17 protein-coding genes are annotated in these 20,939 nt (G+C 61.4%); 9 read left to right on the plus strand and 8 right to left on the minus strand.

Translation table 11 applies throughout. The features are described 5' to 3' along the window. Nucleotides 1-144: 144 nt before the first annotated feature. Nucleotides 145-1,791, plus strand: coding sequence for a glucose-6-phosphate isomerase (pgi, locus tag AC4PR2_RS19285; protein ID WP_346420688.1), 1,647 nt, complete (start codon nt 145-147; stop codon nt 1,789-1,791). Nucleotides 1,792-1,852: 61 nt separating this feature from the next. Here the strand turns inward: pgi and AC4PR2_RS19290 are convergent, their stop codons facing one another. Then, entirely contained in the window at nt 1,853-3,289 is a 1,437-nt protein-coding gene (locus AC4PR2_RS19290; RefSeq protein ID WP_049201520.1) for a capsule assembly Wzi family protein, read from the minus strand. Between the two features lie 225 nt (nt 3,290-3,514). Here AC4PR2_RS19290 and psiE point away from each other — a divergent pair, with 225 nt between their 5' ends. Beyond that, complete coding sequence (gene psiE / locus AC4PR2_RS19295) at nt 3,515-3,922, plus strand: phosphate-starvation-inducible protein PsiE (RefSeq protein ID WP_004936694.1); 408 nt, start codon at nt 3,515-3,517, stop codon at nt 3,920-3,922. Nucleotides 3,923-4,077: 155 nt separating this feature from the next. On the opposite strand, the gene malG is transcribed toward psiE, so the two are convergent. The 3 genes from malG to malE are packed head-to-tail and all read right to left on the minus strand — an operon-like array spanning nt 4,078 to nt 7,808. After that, nucleotides 4,078-4,968: a maltose ABC transporter permease MalG gene (gene malG, locus AC4PR2_RS19300; RefSeq protein WP_197804211.1), complete on the minus strand. Its 891-nt coding sequence runs from the start codon at nt 4,966-4,968 to the stop codon at nt 4,078-4,080. 11 nt (nt 4,969-4,979) lie between these two features. Continuing rightward, nucleotides 4,980-6,557 (minus strand): maltose ABC transporter permease MalF, encoded by a 1,578-nt coding sequence (gene malF / locus AC4PR2_RS19305; protein WP_197804212.1) that lies wholly within the window; start codon nt 6,555-6,557, stop codon nt 4,980-4,982. A gap of 57 nt (nt 6,558-6,614) precedes the next feature. Next, complete coding sequence (gene malE, locus AC4PR2_RS19310; RefSeq protein ID WP_019453233.1) at nt 6,615-7,808, minus strand: maltose/maltodextrin ABC transporter substrate-binding protein MalE; 1,194 nt, start codon at nt 7,806-7,808, stop codon at nt 6,615-6,617. A 358-nt stretch (nt 7,809-8,166) separates the two neighbouring features. On the opposite strand from malE, the gene AC4PR2_RS19315 reads away from it, so the two are divergent. The 4 genes from AC4PR2_RS19315 to malM all read left to right on the plus strand — a co-directional run bounded on the left by AC4PR2_RS19315 (nt 8,167) and on the right by malM (nt 12,562). Beyond that, nucleotides 8,167-9,138 (plus strand): alpha-amylase family glycosyl hydrolase, encoded by a 972-nt coding sequence (locus AC4PR2_RS19315; RefSeq protein ID WP_337046846.1) that lies wholly within the window; start codon nt 8,167-8,169, stop codon nt 9,136-9,138. Next, the gene (malK, locus tag AC4PR2_RS19320; RefSeq protein ID WP_038874339.1) at nt 9,131-10,240 is read left to right on the plus strand and encodes a maltose/maltodextrin ABC transporter ATP-binding protein MalK; all 1,110 of its coding nucleotides are present in this window, start codon (nt 9,131-9,133) and stop codon (nt 10,238-10,240) included. Before AC4PR2_RS19315 ends, malK begins: the two co-directional genes overlap by 8 nt. 29 nt (nt 10,241-10,269) lie before the next feature. Next, nucleotides 10,270-11,562 carry a maltoporin gene (locus AC4PR2_RS19325; protein WP_049288181.1) on the plus strand — a complete coding sequence of 431 codons (1,293 nt, stop codon included), beginning with the start codon at nt 10,270-10,272 and terminating at the stop codon, nt 11,560-11,562. A 100-nt stretch (nt 11,563-11,662) separates the two neighbouring features. Beyond that, entirely contained in the window at nt 11,663-12,562 is a 900-nt protein-coding gene (gene malM / locus AC4PR2_RS19330) for a maltose operon protein MalM (protein WP_084827464.1), read from the plus strand. A gap of 55 nt (nt 12,563-12,617) precedes the next feature. Here the strand turns inward: malM and AC4PR2_RS19335 are convergent, their stop codons facing one another. The 3 genes from AC4PR2_RS19335 to AC4PR2_RS19345 are packed head-to-tail and all read right to left on the minus strand — an operon-like array spanning nt 12,618 to nt 16,035. Further along, a complete protein-coding gene (locus tag AC4PR2_RS19335) occupies nt 12,618-13,601 on the minus strand; it encodes a nucleoside hydrolase (protein WP_084827465.1) in 984 nt (327 codons plus the stop codon). A 25-nt stretch (nt 13,602-13,626) separates the two neighbouring features. Then, nucleotides 13,627-14,628: a LacI family DNA-binding transcriptional regulator gene (locus AC4PR2_RS19340; RefSeq protein WP_060425151.1), complete on the minus strand. Its 1,002-nt coding sequence runs from the start codon at nt 14,626-14,628 to the stop codon at nt 13,627-13,629. Between the two features lie 24 nt (nt 14,629-14,652). Beyond that, nucleotides 14,653-16,035 (minus strand): MFS transporter, encoded by a 1,383-nt coding sequence (locus AC4PR2_RS19345; protein ID WP_060425154.1) that lies wholly within the window; start codon nt 16,033-16,035, stop codon nt 14,653-14,655. Nucleotides 16,036-16,427: 392 nt separating this feature from the next. On the opposite strand from AC4PR2_RS19345, the gene ubiC reads away from it, so the two are divergent. After that, nucleotides 16,428-16,943 (plus strand): chorismate lyase, encoded by a 516-nt coding sequence (ubiC, locus tag AC4PR2_RS19350; protein WP_038874327.1) that lies wholly within the window; start codon nt 16,428-16,430, stop codon nt 16,941-16,943. A 17-nt stretch (nt 16,944-16,960) separates the two neighbouring features. After that, nucleotides 16,961-17,833, plus strand: coding sequence for a 4-hydroxybenzoate octaprenyltransferase (ubiA, locus tag AC4PR2_RS19355; RefSeq protein WP_049201503.1), 873 nt, complete (start codon nt 16,961-16,963; stop codon nt 17,831-17,833). A gap of 66 nt (nt 17,834-17,899) precedes the next feature. Here ubiA and plsB read toward each other — a convergent pair whose 3' ends face one another. Continuing rightward, on the minus strand, nt 17,900-20,365 hold the full coding sequence (gene plsB / locus AC4PR2_RS19360) for a glycerol-3-phosphate 1-O-acyltransferase PlsB (protein ID WP_193158445.1): 2,466 nt from the start codon (nt 20,363-20,365) through the stop codon (nt 17,900-17,902). Nucleotides 20,366-20,514: 149 nt separating this feature from the next. Here plsB and AC4PR2_RS19365 point away from each other — a divergent pair, with 149 nt between their 5' ends. After that, nucleotides 20,515-20,883 carry a diacylglycerol kinase gene (locus tag AC4PR2_RS19365; protein WP_015379225.1) on the plus strand — a complete coding sequence of 123 codons (369 nt, stop codon included), beginning with the start codon at nt 20,515-20,517 and terminating at the stop codon, nt 20,881-20,883. The last annotated feature ends 56 nt before the right edge of the window (nt 20,884-20,939 follow it).

Genomic DNA, 20,939 nt, shown 5'->3' on the forward strand with positions numbered 1-20,939 from the left:
CCAAAGTATAGAGTGAAAGCTGAAACGAGGCGGCAATGCGTTGACAGTTAGCGCCTATCGCAAGAAAAGAGATCATAATCACAGTCGAACAGGCTACAATCGGACAAACGCGTCATTTTTATTCTCAAGCCTAAGAGTGTTGCTATGAAAAATATCAATCCTAGTCAAACCGCTGCTTGGCAAGCCCTGCAGCAACATTATGCACAGATGAAAGACGTACGGATCGCCGACCTGTTCGCCCAGGACAACGATCGTTTCTCCCGGTTCTCCGCGACCTTCAACGACCAAATGTTGGTGGACTATTCCAAGAACCGTATCACGCAGGAAACCCTGGAGAAGCTGCAGGCGCTGGCGAAAGAAACCGATCTGCAAGGCGCCATCAAATCGATGTTCGCCGGTGAGAAAATCAACCGCACCGAAGATCGCGCGGTGCTGCACATTGCCCTGCGCAACCGCAGCAACAGCCCGATCCTGGTCGACGGCAAAGACGTGATGCCGGAAGTGAACGCGGTATTGGCCAAGATCAAACAGTTCTGCGTGCGCGTCATCGGCGGCGAGTGGAAAGGCTACACCGGCAAGCCGATCACCGACGTGGTGAACATCGGCATCGGCGGTTCGGATCTCGGCCCTTACATGGTGACCGAAGCGCTGCGCCCATATAAAAATCACCTGAACATGCACTTCGTCTCCAACGTCGACGGCACCCATATCGCCGAAACGCTGCAGCCGCTGAACCCGGAAACCACGCTGTTCCTGGTGGCCTCCAAAACCTTCACCACCCAGGAAACCATGACCAACGCCCACAGCGCGCGCGACTGGTTCCTGAGCAGCGCCGCCGATCAACAGCACGTAGCCAAGCACTTCGCCGCGCTGTCCACCAACGGCAAAGCGGTGGCCGAATTCGGCATCGATACCGACAACATGTTCGAGTTCTGGGACTGGGTAGGGGGCCGTTACTCCCTGTGGTCGGCGATCGGTCTGTCGATCGCGCTGTCCATCGGTTATGACAACTTCGAGCAGCTGCTGAGCGGCGCGCACGCCATGGATAAGCACTTCGCCGAAACGCCGGCGGAGAAAAACCTGCCGGTGCTGCTGGCGCTGATCGGTATCTGGTACAACAACTTCTTCGGCGCCGAAACCGAAGCCATCCTGCCGTACGATCAGTACATGCACCGTTTTGCCGCTTACTTCCAGCAGGGCAACATGGAGTCCAACGGCAAGTACGTCGATCGCAACGGCAATCCGGTGGATTACCAGACCGGCCCTATCATCTGGGGTGAGCCGGGCACCAACGGCCAGCATGCGTTCTACCAGCTGATCCATCAGGGCACCAAGCTGGTGCCGTGCGACTTCATCGCGCCGGCCATCAGCCATAACCCGCTGGGCGATCATCACGCCAAACTGCTGTCCAACTTCTTCGCCCAGACCGAAGCGCTGGCGTTCGGCAAGTCGCTGGAAGTGGTGGAGGCCGAGTTCGCGGCGCAGGGTAAGACCCCTGAGCAGGTCAAGCACGTGGCGCCGTTCAAAGTGTTTGAAGGCAACCGTCCGACCAACTCGATCCTGCTGCGCGAAATCACCCCGTTCAGCCTGGGCAGCCTGATCGCGCTGTACGAGCACAAAATTTTCACCCAGGGCGCGATCCTGAACATCTTCACCTTCGATCAGTGGGGCGTGGAGCTGGGCAAACAGCTGGCTAACCGCATCCTGCCTGAGCTGGCGGGCAGCGAGAAAATCAGCAGCCACGACAGCTCGACCAATGCGCTGATCAACCGCTTCAAGGAATGGCGCTAATCGCCTGAGCTGAAGCCAATAAAAAACCCGCCGCGGCGGGTTTTTTTACGTCTGCAACAAATTACAGGTTGATCGGTACTTCGAAGCTGACGCCCGCGCCCACGTCATCGGCGGTGCTGTGATCGTTATCGGTGTACCACAGGCTGGTGTCGAACTTAACCTGAGACGGGAAGGTGTAACCCCAGCCGACCTGAATGCCCTTCAGCGTATCGGATTTCGGGAACGCCTGGTTGATGCTTTGGCTCAGCGGGTTCACCTTGGCGTAAACCACGCGGGTGCTCCAGCGCTGGCTGTCGTCCAGCACCAGCTCTACGCGGCCGGACAGCATCTGGCCGTCGCCACCCATGGCGTGGCCCAGCGGGTAACCCTGTTGGTAGTAGCCGCCTTTGTAGACATAGTGGTTATACACATAATTTTTGCGGCTCATATCCGAACGGGTGTCTGACCCTTCGATATACCAGTTGATGGTCGTCGGGCCCCATTCCGGGTGGCCTTCCAAACCGAGCAGATAGGTGTTTTGCGATGGCAGATAGCCTGCCTCATCTTCACCCACCAATTGACCATACAGGCTAACCGGCATACCGATCAGCGGCTGCATTTTCAGTTTGAAATCGAAACCGGCGAGCTGGTTGCCCGGATCATCACCTCTGCCGGAATCATCATTATCACGGCCGCTAACGCCTTTCCAGAACGAACTCCAGGACTGTGGTCGGCCCTCACCACCCCACTGCATGACGCGCGACGCACCCAACTCCAGGAAATCGGTCGGCATCATGGTGAAGCGGGCACCGATCAATTTGGTGTGCGGGACGGAACTGTACTGCGACAGCTGGCCGGCGCTCAGCTGGTATTGCCAGCGGCCGATCCACGACAGCCACGGGGTTTCAAATGGCGATTGGTCGGCGCGCTGCAGCATAAAGCCCGCGACCGGGCGTGCGGCATCGGAGCGGATCAGGCTGCCGTCGTAACCAGGGCCCCACCATTGGGAAACTTCGCCGAAGGAGAGCCACTGGTTCCAGATTTTCACCGCGCCGTAGGAGCCGTTCATATTGAATTTGGAGCCATCGCTGACGCGCTGATCGCCTTCCACCGAGCCCTGCAGACGCACGTCCCAGAACTCGCCGTTGGCGCCGGCGCCGATGGTCAGGCGATCGTCGGCGTACTCATTTTGGCCGAAGCCCTGCGGGGTACCGGGTTTATCCGTTGACGCGTAACCGCTGACGCGGATGTTGGCTTTCAAGGCATCGACACGGCGCTGCACGCGGTCGATGACGTTTTTCTCGGTATTGGTCACCGGCTTGGCCTGCGCGATAACGGAACTGATCTCTTCCTGGCTCAGCGGCCAGGTGGACAGGCTGACGTTGATGACGCCGCGGTCAGACAACCAGGCGAGATCGTTACGCAGATCGTTGTCAGGGGTTACCAGGCCGGCGGCGTGGCCGGACAATGCACAGGTAAACAGGCCCGCAGCGACCAGTCCGTTAAGTTTAGCGCGCATAAAGAATTCCCTTGTTAATTCGAGGTTATTGGTTTTATGTAAAGATCTCTGTGACCCATGATAGTTGACATTTCGATTTGCTACAAATCTATAAGCCAGAAACATCTTATTATAACTTTATGAATTAAATGGGGTTTAAAGTGCTTTCGCGCGGGGCATAATTTTTAAGACAATGCCTATATTGGCACGGTTGAATCATATTAGCGGTATTCAAAGAGAGGTTTTATGGCAAAAACGTCGCGTTCGATCATGATAGCGAAAGGGCTGCAGCGGGTACTGAACGTAGGTTTGCTGCTGCTGGCGGCAATTTTGGTGGTGTTTCTGGTCAAGGAGACCCTCCACCTGGCGAAGGTGTTATTTATCAACAACGAAGAGTCTTCTTCATATCTGTTGATTGAAGGCATCGTGATTTATTTCTTGTACTTTGAATTTATCGCCTTGATCGTCAAGTATTTTGAGTCGGGTTATCATTTCCCGCTGCGCTATTTTATTTATATTGGCATTACCGCGATTATTCGTTTGATTATCGTGGACCACAAGAATCCCATCGATACCCTGATCTACGCTGCGGCGATATTGGTGCTGGTGGTGACGCTCTATCTGGCCAACACCGATCGGCTGAAACGGGAATAGCGGAGATAAAAATGGCGGCCAATGGCCGCCAAAGACACAGGATATCATTACCCGTCGTCTTTCAAGCTACAGCGTTGTTGACTGCACTCGCTGTAACTTGAAATCCATAGGGTAAAAGATAAGGAAAGACATCAAACGCACTGCAGTGGCACAAATTACCCCTTCACGCCGCCGGCCGTCAGGCCGCCCACCAGCCAGCGCTGCGCCAGCAGGAACACGGCGGTAATCGGTATCGCCGACAGCACCGCGGCGGCGGCGAAGTCGCCCCACAGGTAGTTCTGCGGGTTGAGATATTGCTGCATCCCCACCGCCAGCGTGTAGCTGTTCACATCGCGCAGCAGCAGCGACGCTACCGGCACTTCGGTGATGGCGGCGATAAACGACAGAATGAACACCACCGCCAGAATCGGCACCGACAGCGGCAGCAGCACCAGACGGAAGGCCTGCCACGGCGTGGCGCCGTCCAGCGCCGCCGCCTCTTCCAGCGAGTTGTCGATGGTTTCGAAATAGCCCTTGATGGTCCAGACGTGCAGCGCGATGCCGCCCATGTAGGCGAAGATCACGCCGCCGTGGGTGTTCAGGCCGATAAACGGAATGTACTGGCCCAGGCGATCGAACAGCGCATACAGCGCCACCAGCGACAGCACCGCCGGGAACATCTGGAATATCAGCATGCTCTTCAGCAGCGTGCTCTTGCCGCGAAAACGCATGCGGGCGAAGGCGTAGGCGCAGGTGGTGGATAGCGTCACGATGCCGATGGCGGTGATCGCCGCTATCTTGATGGAGTTCCACAGCCACAGCAGCACCGGGAACGGCGGCGGCGTCACGCTGCCGTCGGCGTGCGTGACGCTTAAGCCGAGCGCCAGCCGCCAGTGATCCCAGGAGAGGGTTTCCGGTATCAGGCTACCGGTGGCGAAGTTGCCGGAGCGCAGCGAGATGGCCACTACCATCAGCAGCGGGAACATGATCAGGGCGATAAAGCACAGCATCAAAATATGGGTGATCCACAGGCGCAGGCGCTGGGACTTGGGTTGAACCATGGCCATCGTTATTCTCCCTAATCGAAGTTCATCTTGCTGGCTTTCAAATTCAGGATCGCCAGCGCGCCCACCAACAGGAAGATCAGCGTGGCGATGGCGGCCGCCAGCCCGAAGTCTTGCCCGCCGCCGCCTTCGAAGGCGATGCGGTAGGTGTAGCTGACCAGCAGATCGGTATAGCCGGCCGGCGTGGTGGTGCCGATCATGTCCGGGCCGCCGTTGGTCAGCAGCTGGATCAGCACGAAGTTGTTAAAGTTGAAGGCGAAGCTGGCGATCATCAGCGGCGTCAGCGGCTTGATCAGCAGCGGTAAGGTGATGCGGAAGAAGTTTTGCCACGGGTTGGCGCCGTCCATCGCCGAGGCCTCGTACAGATCGTCCGGGATGGCCTTCAGCAGCCCCATGCACAGGATCATCATGTACGGGTAGCCGAGCCAGGTGTTGACGATCAGGATCATGCTCTTGGCGGTGAGCGGATCGCTGAACCAGGCCGGTTTGATGCCGAACAGATGGCTGAGCATCATGTTGATCTCGCCGAAGCTCTGGTTGAACAAACCTTTGAAGATCAGGATCGAGATGAATGACGGCACCGCATAGGGCAGGATCAGCAGCACGCGGTAGATCGCCTTGCCTTTCAGCGCCTCCCACTGCACCACGCAGGCCAACACCATGCCGACCGCCACGGTGAGGATCACCGTCATCACCGAGAACACGATGGTCCAGATGAAGATCGACACGAACGGTTTCTTGATGCCCTCGTCCTGCAGCACCCGCAGGAAGTTCTTCCAGCCGGTGGTGACGGTATAGCCTGGGCTCAGTGTTTCCTGCGCCCAGCCGCCGTCGGCGTTGATCGCCTGATAGAAGCCGGTGCCGCCGTTCGGCCGGTAGCGCACCTGAGTCTGGTTATTGGTCAGCGTGCTGCCGTCTTTGTCCAGCGCATACAGCGGGCGGGTGCCGGAGAACTGGCGCAGGGAGCTCATGCGCAATTCCCCGCCGTCGGGCAGTTGCGCCACCAGCTGGCTCAGCGCCTGCCGGTTCTGGGTGATCGCCCGCAGCGTGGCACGTTCGCCCTGCGGCGCGGCGCTCTGCGCCGTCAGCTTCAGGGGTTGCGGCGCGGCGGCGTCGAGGCGGAAAGGCTCGGAGATCAGCGGCTGTTCACTGTCCGGAGGCGTCAGCTGCAGGCGCCACTGCTGGTTTTCCGTCGGGTAGAGGCCGAAGGTAAAGGTTTGGCCGCTCTGGAACTGGCGCTGCATCAGCACCGATTGCGCGCGCTCGAAGGTCAGCTGGTTGGTGCTGCTGTAGTTGGTGAAGGCGATGGCGATGGTGCAAATCAGCGGGAACAGAACGAACAGCCCCATGCCGGCGACGCCGGGATACACATAGCGCCAGGCGTAGGCGCGGCGGTTGGCGAAGACGTAAAGCCCGGCGCTGACCAGGATCAGCGTCAGGATGGCGAACAGGTATTCACCCTGTGCATACATCAACACAATCAGGTAGCAGGTCACCAGGCTGAACAGGCCGACCACCAGCCATTTCAGCGCGTCGCTTTGCCACCACTTCGATTTTTTACGCGCGGGCGTCCCGGCGTGAGCGAATTGCATAGGGCGTTCCTTTCTGTGAAGCAACGGCGGGGCACCGTGGCACCCCGCACGACGTCGTTACTTGGTGATACGGGTCTGCACGTCGTCCAGCGCGGCTTTCACCGTCTGACGGCCGCTGACGGCGTTGATCACCGCGCTGCGTTCGGCGTACCAGAAGGCGCTCATCTGCGGGATGTTCGGCATGATTTCCCCGTTTTGCGAGTTCTGCATGGTGGCCGCTATCTTCGGATCTTTGGCCAGCGCTTCCTGATAGGACTTCAGCGCCACCGCGCCCAGCGGCTTGTCTTTGTTGACGTCCGCCAGCCCTTCGTTGGTCAGCAGGTAGTTCTCGAGGAACTCGGTCGCCAGCTCTTTATTCGGGCTGGCGGCGTTGATGCCGGCGGTCAGCACGCCGACGAACGGCTTGGACGGTTTGCCTTTGAAGGTTGGCAGCAGCGTCACGCCGTAGTTGATTTTGCTCTGCTCGATGTTGTTCCAGGCCCACGGCCCGTTGATGGTCATCGCGGTCTGGCCTTTGTTGAACGCGGCTTCGGCGATCGAGTAGTCGGTATCGGCGTTGATGTGCTTGTTTTTCACCAGATCGACGATGAACTGCAGACCGGCCTGCGAACCGGCATTGGCGACGCCGACATCCTTGATGTTGTATTTGCCGTTTTCATACTTGAAGGCATAACCGCCGTCGGCGGCGATGATAGGCCAGGTGAAGTAGGGCTCCTGCAGGTTCCACATGATGGCGCTTTTGCCGCTGGCGCGCAGCTGCTTGTCCAGCGCCGGGATCTCTTCCCAGGTCTTCGGCGGCTGTTTGACCAGGTCTTTGTTGTAAATCAGCGACAGCGCTTCGACGGCGATCGGGTAGCCGATCAGCTTGCCGTCATAGCGCACCGCGTCCCAGGTGAACGGGAACAGCTTGTCCTGGAAGGCTTTGGACGGGTGGATTTCGGCCAGCAGGCCGGACTGCGCATAGCCGCCGAAGCGGTCGTGGGCCCAGAAGATGATGTCCGGGCCGTCGCCGGTGGCGGCCACCTGCGGGTATTTTTCTTCCAGCTTGTCCGGGTGCTCGACGGTGACCTTGATGCCGGTGTCTTTTTCGAATTTTTTGCCGACTTCGGCCAGGCCGTTATAGCCCTTATCGCCGTTGATCCAGATAACCAGTTTGCCTTCCTCGATCTTGGCGAAGGCGGAAGAAGAGAGCACCAGGGTGGCCAGTGCCGAGAGCGCCAGCGTGCGGGCGAGGGTAATGCTGCGAGTCATAATCCAGTCCTTCTTTTTGTGGGCACATAAATCAAGGAGAGACGTTTCGCGGTAATAGTGGGTCACAACGCGACATATTCTCATCCTCCCCCCCTCTACGCCCCTGTGATGAGGAGTGTGATCCAGTTAACGTTGCGCTCTATTCTGTGGCGTCAGGCACAAAATAGGGGGGCGATTTTTGCCAGCCGGATCACAGATTTGCCTTAAGCGCGGAACTTCTCATCGCTGTGGTCGTTCTCTCATCCTCCCGTCTCCTCCCCCATGAAAAATCCTGTTACGGATGATTACCCTTTCCGGCGACTCCCGCACTATCGGCCCATTGATTTTCAACGCCACGCGCAGCAGGGATACCGGATTTATGTCGTCAATGCCTATCGCCACCCAGCCCACCCTGTACCGGATCCATCCGGCCAGTTTCCGTGACGGAAACGGGGACGGCGTGGGCGACGCGCACGGCATGCTGGCGGCGCTGCCGTACCTGAAAGCGCTGTCGATCGACGGCCTGTTGCTGCCGCAGACGCTGGCGCCGGAGGCCGAGGCGACGGTGACGGGCGAAGGGCTGACGCTGTGGTACGCCGATGAAGCCAACCGCGTTCGCAATGCGGCCGCACCGCAGCGGTTTGCCCACGGCGCATTGGCGCTGGACGTGATGCCGTTCAGCGCGGAGAAGCTGGTGGCGGTGCTGCAGGCCCGCCGCGCCACGTTGGCGGACAGCCTGTGGAGCACCGGCGACGCCGATCAGCCCCGAGTGGTCAGCCGCTGGGGGCAGGGCGATTTGCGCTCCGCCGCCGCTTTTCTGACGCTGCTGGCGATGTTGCCGGCGCCGATCTGCCTGTATCAGGGCGAAGAGCTGGGGCTGCCGCACGCCGCCGGCCTGCAGGATCCGCGCGGCGCGCAAACGCCGATGCCGTGGCATGAGGCACCCGAACAGGTCACCGCCGGTGAAATCAGCTGGTATCAGCAGGTGGCGATCGAACACCGCGCGTTGGCCATCAGCCGCCAACAGCACGACAGCCACTCCACCTTACGTTACTGCCAGGCGCTGTTGGCCCTGCGCCGTTCGCCGCTCATCCAGCGCGGCGAGCTGAGCGCGGTCAGCCAGCGAGACGGCGTGGTGCGCTTACTTATTACCCATCAGGATCAATGCCTTGAAGCGCTGATAAACCTGCAGCCTTATACTCAGGCGGCCGCGCCGTCTGAGGCGACCTTGCCGTTGGCATGGCAGCACGGCGCGCAGCAAGAGGGTCATCAATGGGTTTTGGCGGGCTTTGCCTCCGCCATTTTCACACGACATGTTAACTGCGAAAGCAGGGGAGTAACGCATGGCTAGCGTCACACTGCGCAGCGTTTATAAGGCCTTCGGTGAGGCCGTGATTTCCAAAGACGTCAATCTGACCATCGAAGACGGCGAGTTTGTGGTGTTTGTCGGGCCGTCGGGCTGCGGCAAATCGACGCTGCTGCGCATGATCGCCGGGCTGGAGGACATCACCTCCGGCGAGCTGCTGATCGGCGAGAAACGTATGAATGAGGTGCCGCCTTCCGAGCGCGGCATCGGCATGGTGTTCCAATCCTATGCGCTGTATCCGCACCTGTCGGTGGCGGACAACATGTCGTTCGGCCTGAAGCTGGCCGGCGCCAGGAAAGCGGAAATCAATCAACGGGTGAACCAGGTCTCCGAGGTGCTGCAGCTGGCGCATCTGCTCGATCGGCGGCCGAAGGCGCTGTCCGGCGGGCAGCGTCAGCGCGTGGCGATCGGCCGCACGCTGGTGGCTGAGCCGGACGTGTTCCTGCTCGACGAACCGCTGTCCAATCTCGATGCCGCGCTGCGGGTGCAGATGCGCATCGAGATCTCCCGTCTGCACAAGCGCCTGCAGCGCACCATGATTTACGTCACCCACGATCAGGTCGAAGCGATGACGCTGGCCGACAAGATCGTGGTGCTCGACGCCGGTCGCGTGGCCCAGGTCGGCAAGCCGCTGGAACTGTACCACTACCCGGCCAACCGCTTCGTCGCCGGGTTTATCGGCTCGCCGAAGATGAACTTCCTGCCGGTCAAGGTGACCGCGGCGCAGCCGCAACAGGTGCAGGTCGAACTGCCCAACCGCCAGCTGGTCTGGCTGCCGGTGGAAGGCGCGGGCGTTCAGCCCGGCGCCAACCTGTCACTGGGCATTCGCCCTGAACATCTGCTGCCTGGCGAAGCCTCTGAAGTGCGGCTTACCGGCGACGTACAGGTGGTGGAGCAACTCGGCAACGAGACGCAAATCCACATCCAAATCCCGGCTATCCGTCAAAACCTGGTGTACCGCCAGAATGACGTGGTGCTGGTAGAAGAAGGTGCCACATTCGCCATCGGCCTGCCGCCTCACCGCTGCCACCTATTCCGTGAAGACGGTACGGCATGTAAACGGCTGCACCAGGAGCCGGGCGTTTAAAGCATCAAAGTCGGTATAACAGGAGAATAATGATGACTACTCTGCGCAAACTTCCTCTGGCACTGGCTGTCGCCGCCGGTGTTCTCTCTACCCAGGCGCTGGCCGTGGATTTCCACGGTTACGCCCGTTCCGGCATCGGCTGGACCGGCAGCGGCGGTGAGCAACAGTGCTTCAAGGCCACCGGTGCCGCGAGCAAATACCGTCTCGGCAACGAATGCGAAACCTACGCCGAGCTCAAACTGGGGCAGGAAGTGTGGAAAGAAGGCGACAAGAGCTTCTACTTCGACACCAACCTGGCCTATTCGGTCTCGCAACGTTCCGACTGGGAAGACGTGACTCCGGGCTTCCGCGAAGTCAACGTGCAGGGTAAAAACCTGATCGACTGGCTGCCGGGCTCCACGCTGTGGGCCGGTAAGCGCTTCTATCAGCGTCATGACGTTCACATGATCGACTTCTACTACTGGGATATCTCCGGCCCGGGCGCCGGTCTGGAAAACATCGATCTGGGCTTCGGCAAGCTTTCCGCTGCCGTGACCCGCAACTCGGAGTCCGGCGGCTCTTACGGCTACCTGGATAACGAATGGAAACAGCGTCCGACCGTCAACGACACCTTCGACGTGCGCTTGGCCGGCCTGGAGCTGAACCCGGGCGGCACCCTGGAGCTGGGCGTGGACTACGGCCGCGCCAATGCGCAGGACCACTACCACCTGGCCGACGGCGCCAGCAAAGACGGCTGGATGTTCACCGCGGAACACACCCAAAGCATCCTGAACGGTTACAACAAGTTCGTGGTGCAGTACGCCACCGACTCGATGACCTCGCAGAACAACGGCCGCAACGAAGGCGCCACCATCGATAACAACGGCAAGATGATCCGCGTGCTGGATCACGGCGCCATCGACTTCAACGATCAATGGGCGTTGATGTACGTCGCCATGTTCCAGGACATCGACCGCGACAACAACAACGGCACCACCTGGTACACCGTGGGCGTGCGCCCGATGTACAAATGGACGCCGATCATGAGCACCCTGCTGGAAGCGGGCTACGACAACGTCAAATCCCAGCGCACCGGCGATCGCAACGGCCAGTATAAAGTGACCCTGGCGCAGCAATGGCAGGCCGGCAACAGCATCTGGTCGCGCCCGGCCATCCGTCTGTTCGCCACCTACGCCAAGTGGGATGAGAAGTGGGGCTACGCCACCGGTGACGACACCGGGTATAACGCCGGCACCGCTTACAACGACACCAGCATGCATACCTTCAGCCGCGGCAAGGATGACGAAGTCACCTTCGGCGCCCAGATGGAAATTTGGTGGTAACGACGACAGGGCGGGGAGGGCCAGCGGCTCTCCCCCAACCGCATTCGCCGCGGCCGGATCTCTTGCCTGATCCGCCGCAGCGCTGAAAGAGGATATAACGATGAAAAAGAATCTGCTGTCACTCTGCCTGTCGCTGGCGCTGACCGTCGGCGCGCCTTTGGCGGCCAACGCCGAGACGCCGGCCAACGTTTCCGTCGCGCCGGCCATCAGCGCCGCCACGCTGCAAAGCCTGCCGTGGCAGCCGCTGCAGCCGCCGGTGTCGCAAGAGGTGAAGCTCGACGCCGTCAGCCCGCAGCTCAATCAGGGCGAGATTCAGGGGGCGATCGCCGCCTATACGCTGCCGGCCGATCGCGGTTCGCTGGAAGTGACGCTGAGCAGCCTTGCCAAAAACAATTCGCTTTATGCGCCGAGCGTGCTGGTGCTGGACGAGCATCTGCGCCCGGCGGCGTATTACCCGAGCAGCTACTTCCCGTATCAGCCGCCGGGGGCTATGTCCTCCGATCGCCTCGAAGGCACGCTGAAACTGACGCCGGCGCTCGGCCAAAAACAGATTTACCTGCTGGTGTACACCACCCGCCAGGACTTGGCGAAAACCACTCAGTTGACCAACCCGGCCAAGGCCTATGCGCAGGGCGTGGGCAACGCGGTACCGGATATCCCGGATCCGATCGCCGGCCACGCGACGACCGGCACGCTGAAGCTTAAGGTCACCGCGGAACAGGGCACCGGCAACGTGATGATCGGCATGCTGCAGCCTGCGCCGACCGTGGCGCCGGTGGTGGTGGGCTCGACCGCACCAGCCGCCGTGGCGGCACCGGCACCGGAGAAACCGGCGGAGCCGATGCTCAACGATACCGAAAGCTACTTCAATAACGGCATCAAACAGGCGGTGAAGGCGGGCGATATCGACAAGGCGCTGAAACTGATGAATGAGGCCGAGAAACTGGGCTCGACCACCGCGCGTAAAACGTTTATCAGCAGCGTTAAAGGCAAGGGGTAACACCCGGCGCTGCCGATGCTGGCTCGATGATTGGTGCGCTTTGGCGCACCTTTTTTCATCCGCGGGCCAGCGTTGCGCCGATCAACGCCAACAGACGGGCGTTGTCTACCTGCTGCATGACACGCACCGGCTTGCCCTGCGGCGGCGGCATGCCGACCGTCAGGCGCAGACTGTCCGGCCGCCAGCGGCGTGAGCTGCCGCGCGTCAACGCCCCTTCCAGCGCCACATCCACATGGAACATCTCGGTGGTGACCAGCTGCGGCGCCAGCAGCCAGGCGATCACTAACGCATCATGGATCCAGCAGCCCGGCAGGTGCCGCGTATGGCGCGAATAGTCGATCCACGGCCGCGTGGTGGCGCGTAAATAGCGGCACAGCGGGGTGTCCGGCTGGGTCAACTCGGCCAGATCCGCCTGGGTCAGCATGGTCTGGGTGGTGACATCCAGCGGTGCCAGCGTGATGGTGGCGCCGCTGTTCAACACCAGCCGCGCCGCTTCCGGATCCAAACCGAAATTGGTGTCCTTGATGTACCCGTCGACGTTGAATACGCCCCCCATGATCACAATCTCTTTCACCGCCTGCGCCATCTGCGGGTAAAGCTGCATGGCGTGCGCAACGTTGGTCAGCGGGCCGATCGCCGCCAGCGTGATCTCGCCGGGATGCCGGCAGATCAGCTCGCCGATGGCGATGGCGGCGTCCGGTGCGGGCGCGTTGGCCAGCGAGGGCGCGGGCAGGTCACGCCACAGCGCCGCCAGCTTCGGATCGGCGATCGGGCGGTCCAGATGTGCGCGCCACGGCTCCGGCGGCTCGCTCAGGGCGCGCGCCGCGCCGAGGGCGACCGGCACCTGATAGCCGCTCTGCGCCAGCAGATCGGTGGCGACGGCGAAGCCCACTTCTCGCGGGGTGTTGCCAGCCACGATGCTGATTAGCTCCAGCTGCAGCTGCGGTTTGGCCGCCAGCGCCAGGGCCAGCGCCAGGCCGTCGTCGACGTTGGCGCCGGGCACGCCGTTGCCGGGATCGCAATCAATGATTAAACGCATATATATAAGGTGTCCTGAAAAACCGCTAACAGCCGCAGGAGCGGCGGATGCGCAGTTGAAAAGCGAATTCATGCAGCTCGGCGGGCGCGGCACCGGCGGCCAGCATGGCGATGGCCCGCTTGGCCATGGCGTCGATCGGCTGCTCGACCGCGCTGAGCGGCGGCACGCTGAATTCGGATTGCTGCGTGCCGTTAAAACAGATCAGCGCCAGATCGTCCGGCGCGCGCAGCCCATGCTCCGCCAACGCCGACAGGCAGCCGAGCGCCTGTTGCTCGTTAGAGGTGAAAACGGCGCGCGGGCGTGGGCCTTGCACCAGGCGCTGGGTGGCCTGGTAACCGCCCTGGCGGGTGTAGGGCACTTCGAAAATCCACTCGTCGCGCGGCGCGATACCCGCCTCCAGCAGCGCATCGCGCCAGCCGTTCAGGCGATCCTGCGCGTTGAGCATGGTCAGCGGGCCGATAAAAATGCCGATGTCGCGATAGCCGTGTTGCAGCAGATGGCGGGTTGCCTGGCAGGCGGCGTCGCGCTCGTCGACGCGAATGGCGCAGACGCCGGCCTGGCTGTCGATGGTGTCTATCATTACGCAGGGCGTGCCGGAAGCGCGGATCAGATCGAACCACGGATGGCGATCGACGCTGGTGTACAGCAGGCCGTCGACCTGGCGGCGCAGCAGGTTGTTGATAAGTTCATACTCGCGCTGACGATCGTCGCCGGCGTCGCCCAGCAGCAGCACACGGCCGCGGCTGAAGGCTTCCTGCTGCAGTGCCCGCGCCAGGGTGGCGAAGAACGGGTTGGAAATATCCGGCACCACCAGCCCGTAGGTTTGTGTGCTGCCGGAGGCCAGCGCCCGCGCGATGTCGTTCGGCCGGTAGCCGGTCTGCTCGATCGCCGCCAGCACGCGCAGCCGGGTGGCTTCCGCCACCGGGCGCGGGCCGTTGTTGATCACATAGCTGACTACGGCGACGGAGGTGCCCGCTACGCGAGCCACGTCGGCGCGGGTAACGCGTCGCGCGGAGTGATTATCCACATTGAGGTCCTGTTCGCCTTCTCGCTACGCGGCATCCTGCGGCAGGTTGAGATCGCGGCCGCGGGTTTCGGGAGCAAAGAAGGTGGTGATTAAGCCGATGCCCGCCATTACAACAAAATAGCAGGCGACAGGCCACCAGTGACCGAAACCGGACAGCAGTGCGGTGGCGATCAGCGGCGCGGTGCCGCCGGAGAGGATCGAGCCGAGCTCCTTGGCGAACGCCATTTTGGAGTAGCGGTTCTTCACGCCGAACAGTTCGACGCCATAGGCCGCCTGCACGCCGAAGATCCCCAGCGACGCGATGCACATGCCGACCACGATCACCGAGATGACGATCGCCGGCTCACGGCTGTCGAGCAGCCAGAACGCCGGGAAGGCGTACAGCACCAGCAGCAGGCAGAACCACCGGTAGGTGACGCGGCGGCCGAAGCGATCGGACAGCCAGCCGGCCAGCGGGATCACCAGAAAACCGCACAGCGAGGCGATCAGCACCGCCAGCGCCGGCACCGATTTATCGACCATCAGCACCTTGGCGACGTAGCCGACGATAAAGCCCTGGCACAGGTAGGAAGGGCCGTTTTCGCCGATGCGCAGGCCGAGCATCACCCAGAACGCCTTGGTGCGCTGCAGGTAGCTGCGCGTATCCGGTGCGGCCTGGGCGGCGTCCAGCATGCGCTGGTGGTTTTGCTGCAGCTCGCGCTCGAAGACCGGCGTTTCCCGCACGTGGCGGCGCAGGTACAGCGCCACGCCGGCGATCAGAATGCTGGCGAGGAACGGAATGCGCCAGCCCCAGCTCATCAGGTCTTCCTTGTCGAGCTGCAGTACCAGCAGCCACACCAGCGACGCCAGCAGGGTGCCGCTGTTGGAGCCGATGGCGATGATCGACGCCACCAGCCCGCGCCGTTTGGCCGGCGCGTATTCCGCCAGCATTACCGCGCCGCCGGACAGCTCCGCGCCGGCGCCGAACCCCTGCGCGAAGCGCAGGATCACCAGGCAGGTGGGCGCCCAAACGCCGATTTGCGCATAGGACGGGATCAGGCCGATCAGCGTGGTGGAGAGACCCATCAGCGCCACGGTGGTGATCAGCACCACGCGGCGGCCTTTGCGATCGCCGATCCAGCCGAACACCAGCGCGCCGATCGGCCGCGCGACGAAGCCGACGGAGTAGGTGGCGAAGCTGGCCAGCAGGGCGACCAGCGGCGTGGCCTCGGGGAAGAACACGTCGCCGAACACCATGCCGGCCGCCAGGCCGTACAGCGCGAAATCGACGTATTCCATGGCGGTGCCGAGCCAGCAGGAGAAGGTGGCGCGCCAAAATTGGCTGCGCCCCTCTTTGGTTGCCAGGCGTTCATCGGCCGCCAGCGCGGCGTCGGCGGTCTGTGGAGTGGCAAGCGTTGTTTCGCTCATGGCAGTGCTATCCTCTTTTGTTCTGCGCCTGGAGGGGCGCGGTTAAAGATGGTTTCCCTGGTGCCGGCAACAAAGGTGTGCCGACAAATGATGTCGGACGCATGGCGATTCAACGCTGCGGTGTCAGAGTATCTACGCGCGTAGATAAAACAACGCGACAAAGATGAAACTTTGCAGGCGATCACAGAATCGTCATCGTGCCGGGGAACGAAGATAGAGAACGCGGATGGCAAAAAGATGACAGGAACCCGGTTTTTCCGGCGGAAGCCACCGCCGTTTTCGCCACGAATCAGCCTGCCGCTTTCGTATTTCTGCGCTACAATGGGGGCCTGTTAACAGTTTGTATCGTCTGGCGCGCCGTACCGGCCGCGGTTCAGGCGAGGAGTAAAGCAATGTCTGGCATCAGGGATTCCATCCTGCCGCCGCTGGAGTGGTTGTCCGAACAGGATCCTCCGGCGCCCGCCGCCGTCAGCGACTGGCTGATGGAGTTAGGCTCCATGACCCGCCGATTTGAACGCCATTGCGCCCAGGTGCGCGTCGAACCGCAGCGCGAATGCTTCGTCACGCGCGAGGCGCTGGGCGACGAGGCGAATCACCTGCCCGACAGCCCGCGCTACTGGCTGCGCGAAGTGGTGCTGCTGGGCGACGACCAGCCCTGGCTGCTGGGGCGCACGGTGATCCCGGAAAATACGCTGACCGGCCCCGACCAGGCGCTGGTGGATCTGGGCACGCTGCCGCTGGGGCGCTACCTGTTCAGCAGCGGCGATCTGACCCGCGACTATATCCATATCGGCCGACAGGATGCGCTGTGGGCGCGCCGTTCACGGCTGCGGCTGGCGGGCAAACCGCTGTTGCTGACCGAATTGTTTTTACCGGCTTCGCCGCTGTATTCAGCGGTTCCTGCATAAGAGAGGAGAGCAAGACCTTGGAGGGAAGCGTGACTCAAAGTAAATGGCGGGCTTACAGCCATTTGATGCGCATTGATAAACCGATCGGCACGCTGTTGCTGCTGTGGCCGACGCTGTGGGCGCTGTGGCTGGCCGGGAAAGGCGTGCCGCCGCTGTCGATTTTGCTGGTGTTCGTGCTCGGCGTGTTCCTGATGCGCGCCGCCGGCTGCGTGGTGAATGACTACGCCGATCGCGCGGTGGACGGCTACGTGAAACGCACCGCCGGGCGGCCGATGCCGAGCGGTCGGGTGAGCGCGAAAGAGGCCAAGGTGCTGTTTGCGGTGCTGGTGCTGATCTCGTTCTGCCTGGTGTTGACGCTCAATGCGATGACCATCTGGCTGTCGCTGGCGGCGCTGGCGCTGGCCTGGGTGTATCCGTTCATGAAGCGGGTGACCAACCTGCCGCAGTTCGTGCTGGGCGCCGCGTTCGGCTGGGGCATTCCGATGGGGTATGCGGCGGTCAGCGAATCGCTGCCGCTCAGCTGCTGGCTGCTGCTGCTGGCCAACATCTGCTGGACGGTGGCCTACGACACGCTGTATGCGATGGTCGATCGCGACGATGACTTGAAGATCGGCATCAAATCCACCGCTATCCTGTTCGGCCGTTATGACAAGCTGATCGTCGGGCTGCTGCAGTTCGCGACGCTGCTGCTGCTGGTGTGGGTCGGTTATCTGGCGCAGCTCGGCGGGGCGTTTTACTGGTCGCTGTTGCTGGCGGGCGCGCTGTTCATTCACCAGCAAAAACAGATCGCCGGCCGCGAGCGCGAAGCCTGCTTCAAGGCCTTCCTGCAGAACAACTATGTCGGCTTGGTGGTATTTATCGGCATCGCGCTGAGCTATCTGCCGGCGTAACGGTTTCGCAAAGCAAGAAAAAAGGCACCCCAGGGGGTGCCTTTTGTGTTTCGGTGCCGGACGACATCACTCGTCCTGCTCTTCTTCCGCGTCGGCTTGCGGCAGGGCGTTGGTCTCTGCCGGCATGTTGACGCTTTCGATGGTCAGCTTGATTTCCGGCGTGATCAGCTCGCTCAGCATGTTGTACACCTCAAGGGTGTGCTCGCGGATCGCATCCCCGCTATCGTTGATATAGCCTTCTTCGCGCAGCGTCGCCACCAGGGTGGAGAACACCGCCTTGTCGAAGAACTCCGGCGCGTTGATGCCGTGCAGCACCGACAGACGCTGCGCCATGATGCGGCTCTCTTTCTCCAGCGCGCCGCGGTTGATGCTCGGGTTGGCGCTGAGGATCGACATGGTGATGGCGTAGCGTTGCAGGGTTTCGCGCACCCCGGCGGCCAGCAGCTGCAGCGGGCGAATGCGCGCCGGGTTCAGCACCAGCTCGTCGCCTTTGTCGCAGATCAGCTGTTGGCGGATCAGCTCGTCGATCACCGGCTGCAGCACCTCCGGCAGCTGTTCCTTGTCGTTATGCAGGAACAGCTCGGCTTTCAGCATCGGGTAGATCATGCCGATTTGACGCAGCAGTTCGGCGCGCGATACCCGGCGATGATGCATCACGATGCTGGCGATCAGCGACGGCAGCACCAGCAGGTGGTGGATGTTGTTGCGGTAATAGGTCATCAGCACCGCCTGCTCACGCGGCAGGATGATGATGTCGCCGATGTTGTCCTTTTCCACCTCGAACTTGTTCATGTTGAGCGCGTGATCCAGCAGCTCGTCCGGCGTTTGCGTCGGTACGGTGACGTCACGTGCGTAAGGCGCGTTGCGCATCAGCTGCAGGTAGCACTCGAGCTGTTCGACCAGCTGTTCGCGGGTTAGCGAACGCTGGCGCGAAGCCAGCAGCGCGGTGGAACACAGGTTCATGGCGTTGGCCGCGGCGGCGTTGTTGATGCGCACCATGATCTGGCCGGCCAGATCGTTGACCGTCGGCGTCAGCCAGCTTGGGCGCTGAGCTTCGATCGGATCGATCGACTCGCGCCACTGCGGCACGTGCTGGTTGAGGTAAGCGGTCAACGGCAGCGGCTCGCCGAAGTTGACATAACCCTGGCCCAGATTGCGCAGCTTGCGCAGGCCGCGCAGCATCTGCGGCAGGCTCTCTTTTTCCTTGGTGGCGCCGCGCAGCTCTTTGGCGTAGGTGCCCACTTCCATCACGTGTTCGTAACCGATGTAAATCGGCACCAGCGTGATCGGACGGGTGCCGCCGCGCAGCATCGCCTGGATGGTCATCGACAGGGTGCCGGTCTTCGGCTCCAGCAGACGCCCGGTGCGGGAACGGCCACCTTCCACGAAGTATTCCACCGAGTAGCCGCGGGTGAACAGCTCGCCGAGGTATTCGCGGAACACCGTCGAGTACAGCTTGTTGCCCTTGAAGGTGCGGCGGATGAAGAACGCGCCCAAGCGGCGGAAGATCGGGCCGGCCGGCCAGAAGTTGAGGTTGATGCCGGCGGCGATGTGCGGCGGCACCAGGCCCTGGTGATACAGCACGTAGGACAGCAGCAGGTAGTCCATGTGGCTGCGGTGGCAGGGCACGTAGACGATCTCGTGGCCGTCCTGCGCCAGCTGGCGCACGCGCTCGGCGTTGGTGACGTTGATGCCCTGATACAGCCGGTTCCAGGTCCAGCTCAGCACGCGGTCGGACAGGCGCACGGTTTCGTAGGAGAAATCGGCGGCGATCTCTTCCATCAGCGCGATGGCGTTCTGCTGGGCCTTTTCGTGCGAGATCTTCTTGCTGCGCGCTTCGTCCTCGACCGCTTTTTCGATCGCTTTGGACGCCAACAGCTTGTTGAACAGATCCTGGCGGGCCGGCAGGCTCGGGCCTACCGCGGCCAGGCGCTGACGCGAGAAGTGCATGCGCGCCACGCGCGCCAGTTTCTGCGCGATGGTTTTATCCGTGCCGTGCTCGGTGGCCATGCGGCGCAGCGAAACGGTGTTGGAGAAACGCACGAAGCTGTCGCGGCCGAGCCACAGCACGGCGAAGAATTTCTGCACGCCGTTCAACAGACGCAGGTGCGGCGTGCCGTGGCCTTCGCGGCCCGGCGAGCGGCCGAACATCACCGAAACCGGCAGCATCTGAATGTCGAGATCCGGATTGCTGCGGTGCAGATCCAGATAGTCGTGGAACAGCTTTACCGACTCTTCTTTCGGGGTGTAGTAGCGGAACACGCGCGGGCCGTCGTGAATGAACACGTAGCTCGGCAGCACGGTGCCGTCGATCTCCAGCGAGTTGAGCGGATCGGGCAGATCCTGCGCCAGGCACTGGGTGCGCAGCGTCAGCAAATCCGCCTTGGAATTGTAAGGTAAAACATACAAAATCGGCCGTGAGGGATCCAACCCTAGCTCGGTAACCGGATCTGAAGGGATGACCTTACTTCTTACCAACAATTTAAGTGGTAAATTCAATATTTTATAATAAATTTTACGCCAACCTGACATAAACAACGTGAAGCCTCTTGTTAGCAATGCGCCGCAAGCATACCAGAAACCGGGTAGCAGATCTGTGGTGTTCGAAAACCGAGAGCCGTCAGCGCGGACTGTTCTAGACTCTTGTTATTATGACCGACCTCTGAGAAAGGCACGAAAACATGGCAAACCAAGCAACCGGACTGACCCGCATCATCAAGGCCGCCGGCTATTCCTATAAAGGGCTTTCCGCCGCCTGGCAACACGAGGCGGCGTTCCGACAGGAACTGGTGGTCACCCTCTTGGCTATCATACTGGCAGTCTGGCTGGATGTGGGTGCGATAGCGCGCATTTTATTGATCGGATCGGTAGCGCTGGTGATGATCGTCGAGATCCTGAACAGCGCGATCGAGGCGGTGGTGGATCGCATCGGCAGCGAACACCATGAGCTGTCCGGACGGGCCAAGGACATGGGGTCGGCGGCGGTGTCGCTGGCGATCGTACTGGCGCTGTTCGTTTGGGGCACGGTCTTGTGGCAGCATTTTGGCTGACGAAAGGCGCCTACTGACTGATTTTTATTTATTCTTCGGTTCCCAATCCGCGCTTA

Source organism: Serratia sp. A07 (genome assembly GCF_058725505.1).

Excerpts from the sequence above, each read along its gene's own strand:
- plsB (WP_193158445.1), bottom strand. The coding sequence starts at position 20,365 with ATGTCAGGTTGGCGTAAAATTTATTATAAAATATTGAATTTACCACTT.
- pgi (WP_346420688.1), top strand. The coding sequence starts at position 145 with ATGAAAAATATCAATCCTAGTCAAACCGCTGCTTGGCAAGCCCTGCAG.
- psiE (WP_004936694.1), top strand. The coding sequence starts at position 3,515 with ATGGCAAAAACGTCGCGTTCGATCATGATAGCGAAAGGGCTGCAGCGG.
- malK (WP_038874339.1), top strand. The coding sequence starts at position 9,131 with ATGGCTAGCGTCACACTGCGCAGCGTTTATAAGGCCTTCGGTGAGGCC.
- ubiC (WP_038874327.1), top strand. The coding sequence starts at position 16,428 with ATGTCTGGCATCAGGGATTCCATCCTGCCGCCGCTGGAGTGGTTGTCC.
- AC4PR2_RS19365 (WP_015379225.1), top strand. The coding sequence starts at position 20,515 with ATGGCAAACCAAGCAACCGGACTGACCCGCATCATCAAGGCCGCCGGC.
- AC4PR2_RS19325 (WP_049288181.1), top strand. The coding sequence starts at position 10,270 with ATGATGACTACTCTGCGCAAACTTCCTCTGGCACTGGCTGTCGCCGCC.
- malG (WP_197804211.1), bottom strand. The coding sequence starts at position 4,968 with ATGGCCATGGTTCAACCCAAGTCCCAGCGCCTGCGCCTGTGGATCACC.
- AC4PR2_RS19315 (WP_337046846.1), top strand. The coding sequence starts at position 8,167 with ATGTCGTCAATGCCTATCGCCACCCAGCCCACCCTGTACCGGATCCAT.
- AC4PR2_RS19345 (WP_060425154.1), bottom strand. The coding sequence starts at position 16,035 with ATGAGCGAAACAACGCTTGCCACTCCACAGACCGCCGACGCCGCGCTG.
- AC4PR2_RS19335 (WP_084827465.1), bottom strand. The coding sequence starts at position 13,601 with ATGCGTTTAATCATTGATTGCGATCCCGGCAACGGCGTGCCCGGCGCC.
- malF (WP_197804212.1), bottom strand. The coding sequence starts at position 6,557 with ATGCAATTCGCTCACGCCGGGACGCCCGCGCGTAAAAAATCGAAGTGG.
- AC4PR2_RS19290 (WP_049201520.1), bottom strand. The coding sequence starts at position 3,289 with ATGCGCGCTAAACTTAACGGACTGGTCGCTGCGGGCCTGTTTACCTGT.
- malE (WP_019453233.1), bottom strand. The coding sequence starts at position 7,808 with ATGACTCGCAGCATTACCCTCGCCCGCACGCTGGCGCTCTCGGCACTG.
- malM (WP_084827464.1), top strand. The coding sequence starts at position 11,663 with ATGAAAAAGAATCTGCTGTCACTCTGCCTGTCGCTGGCGCTGACCGTC.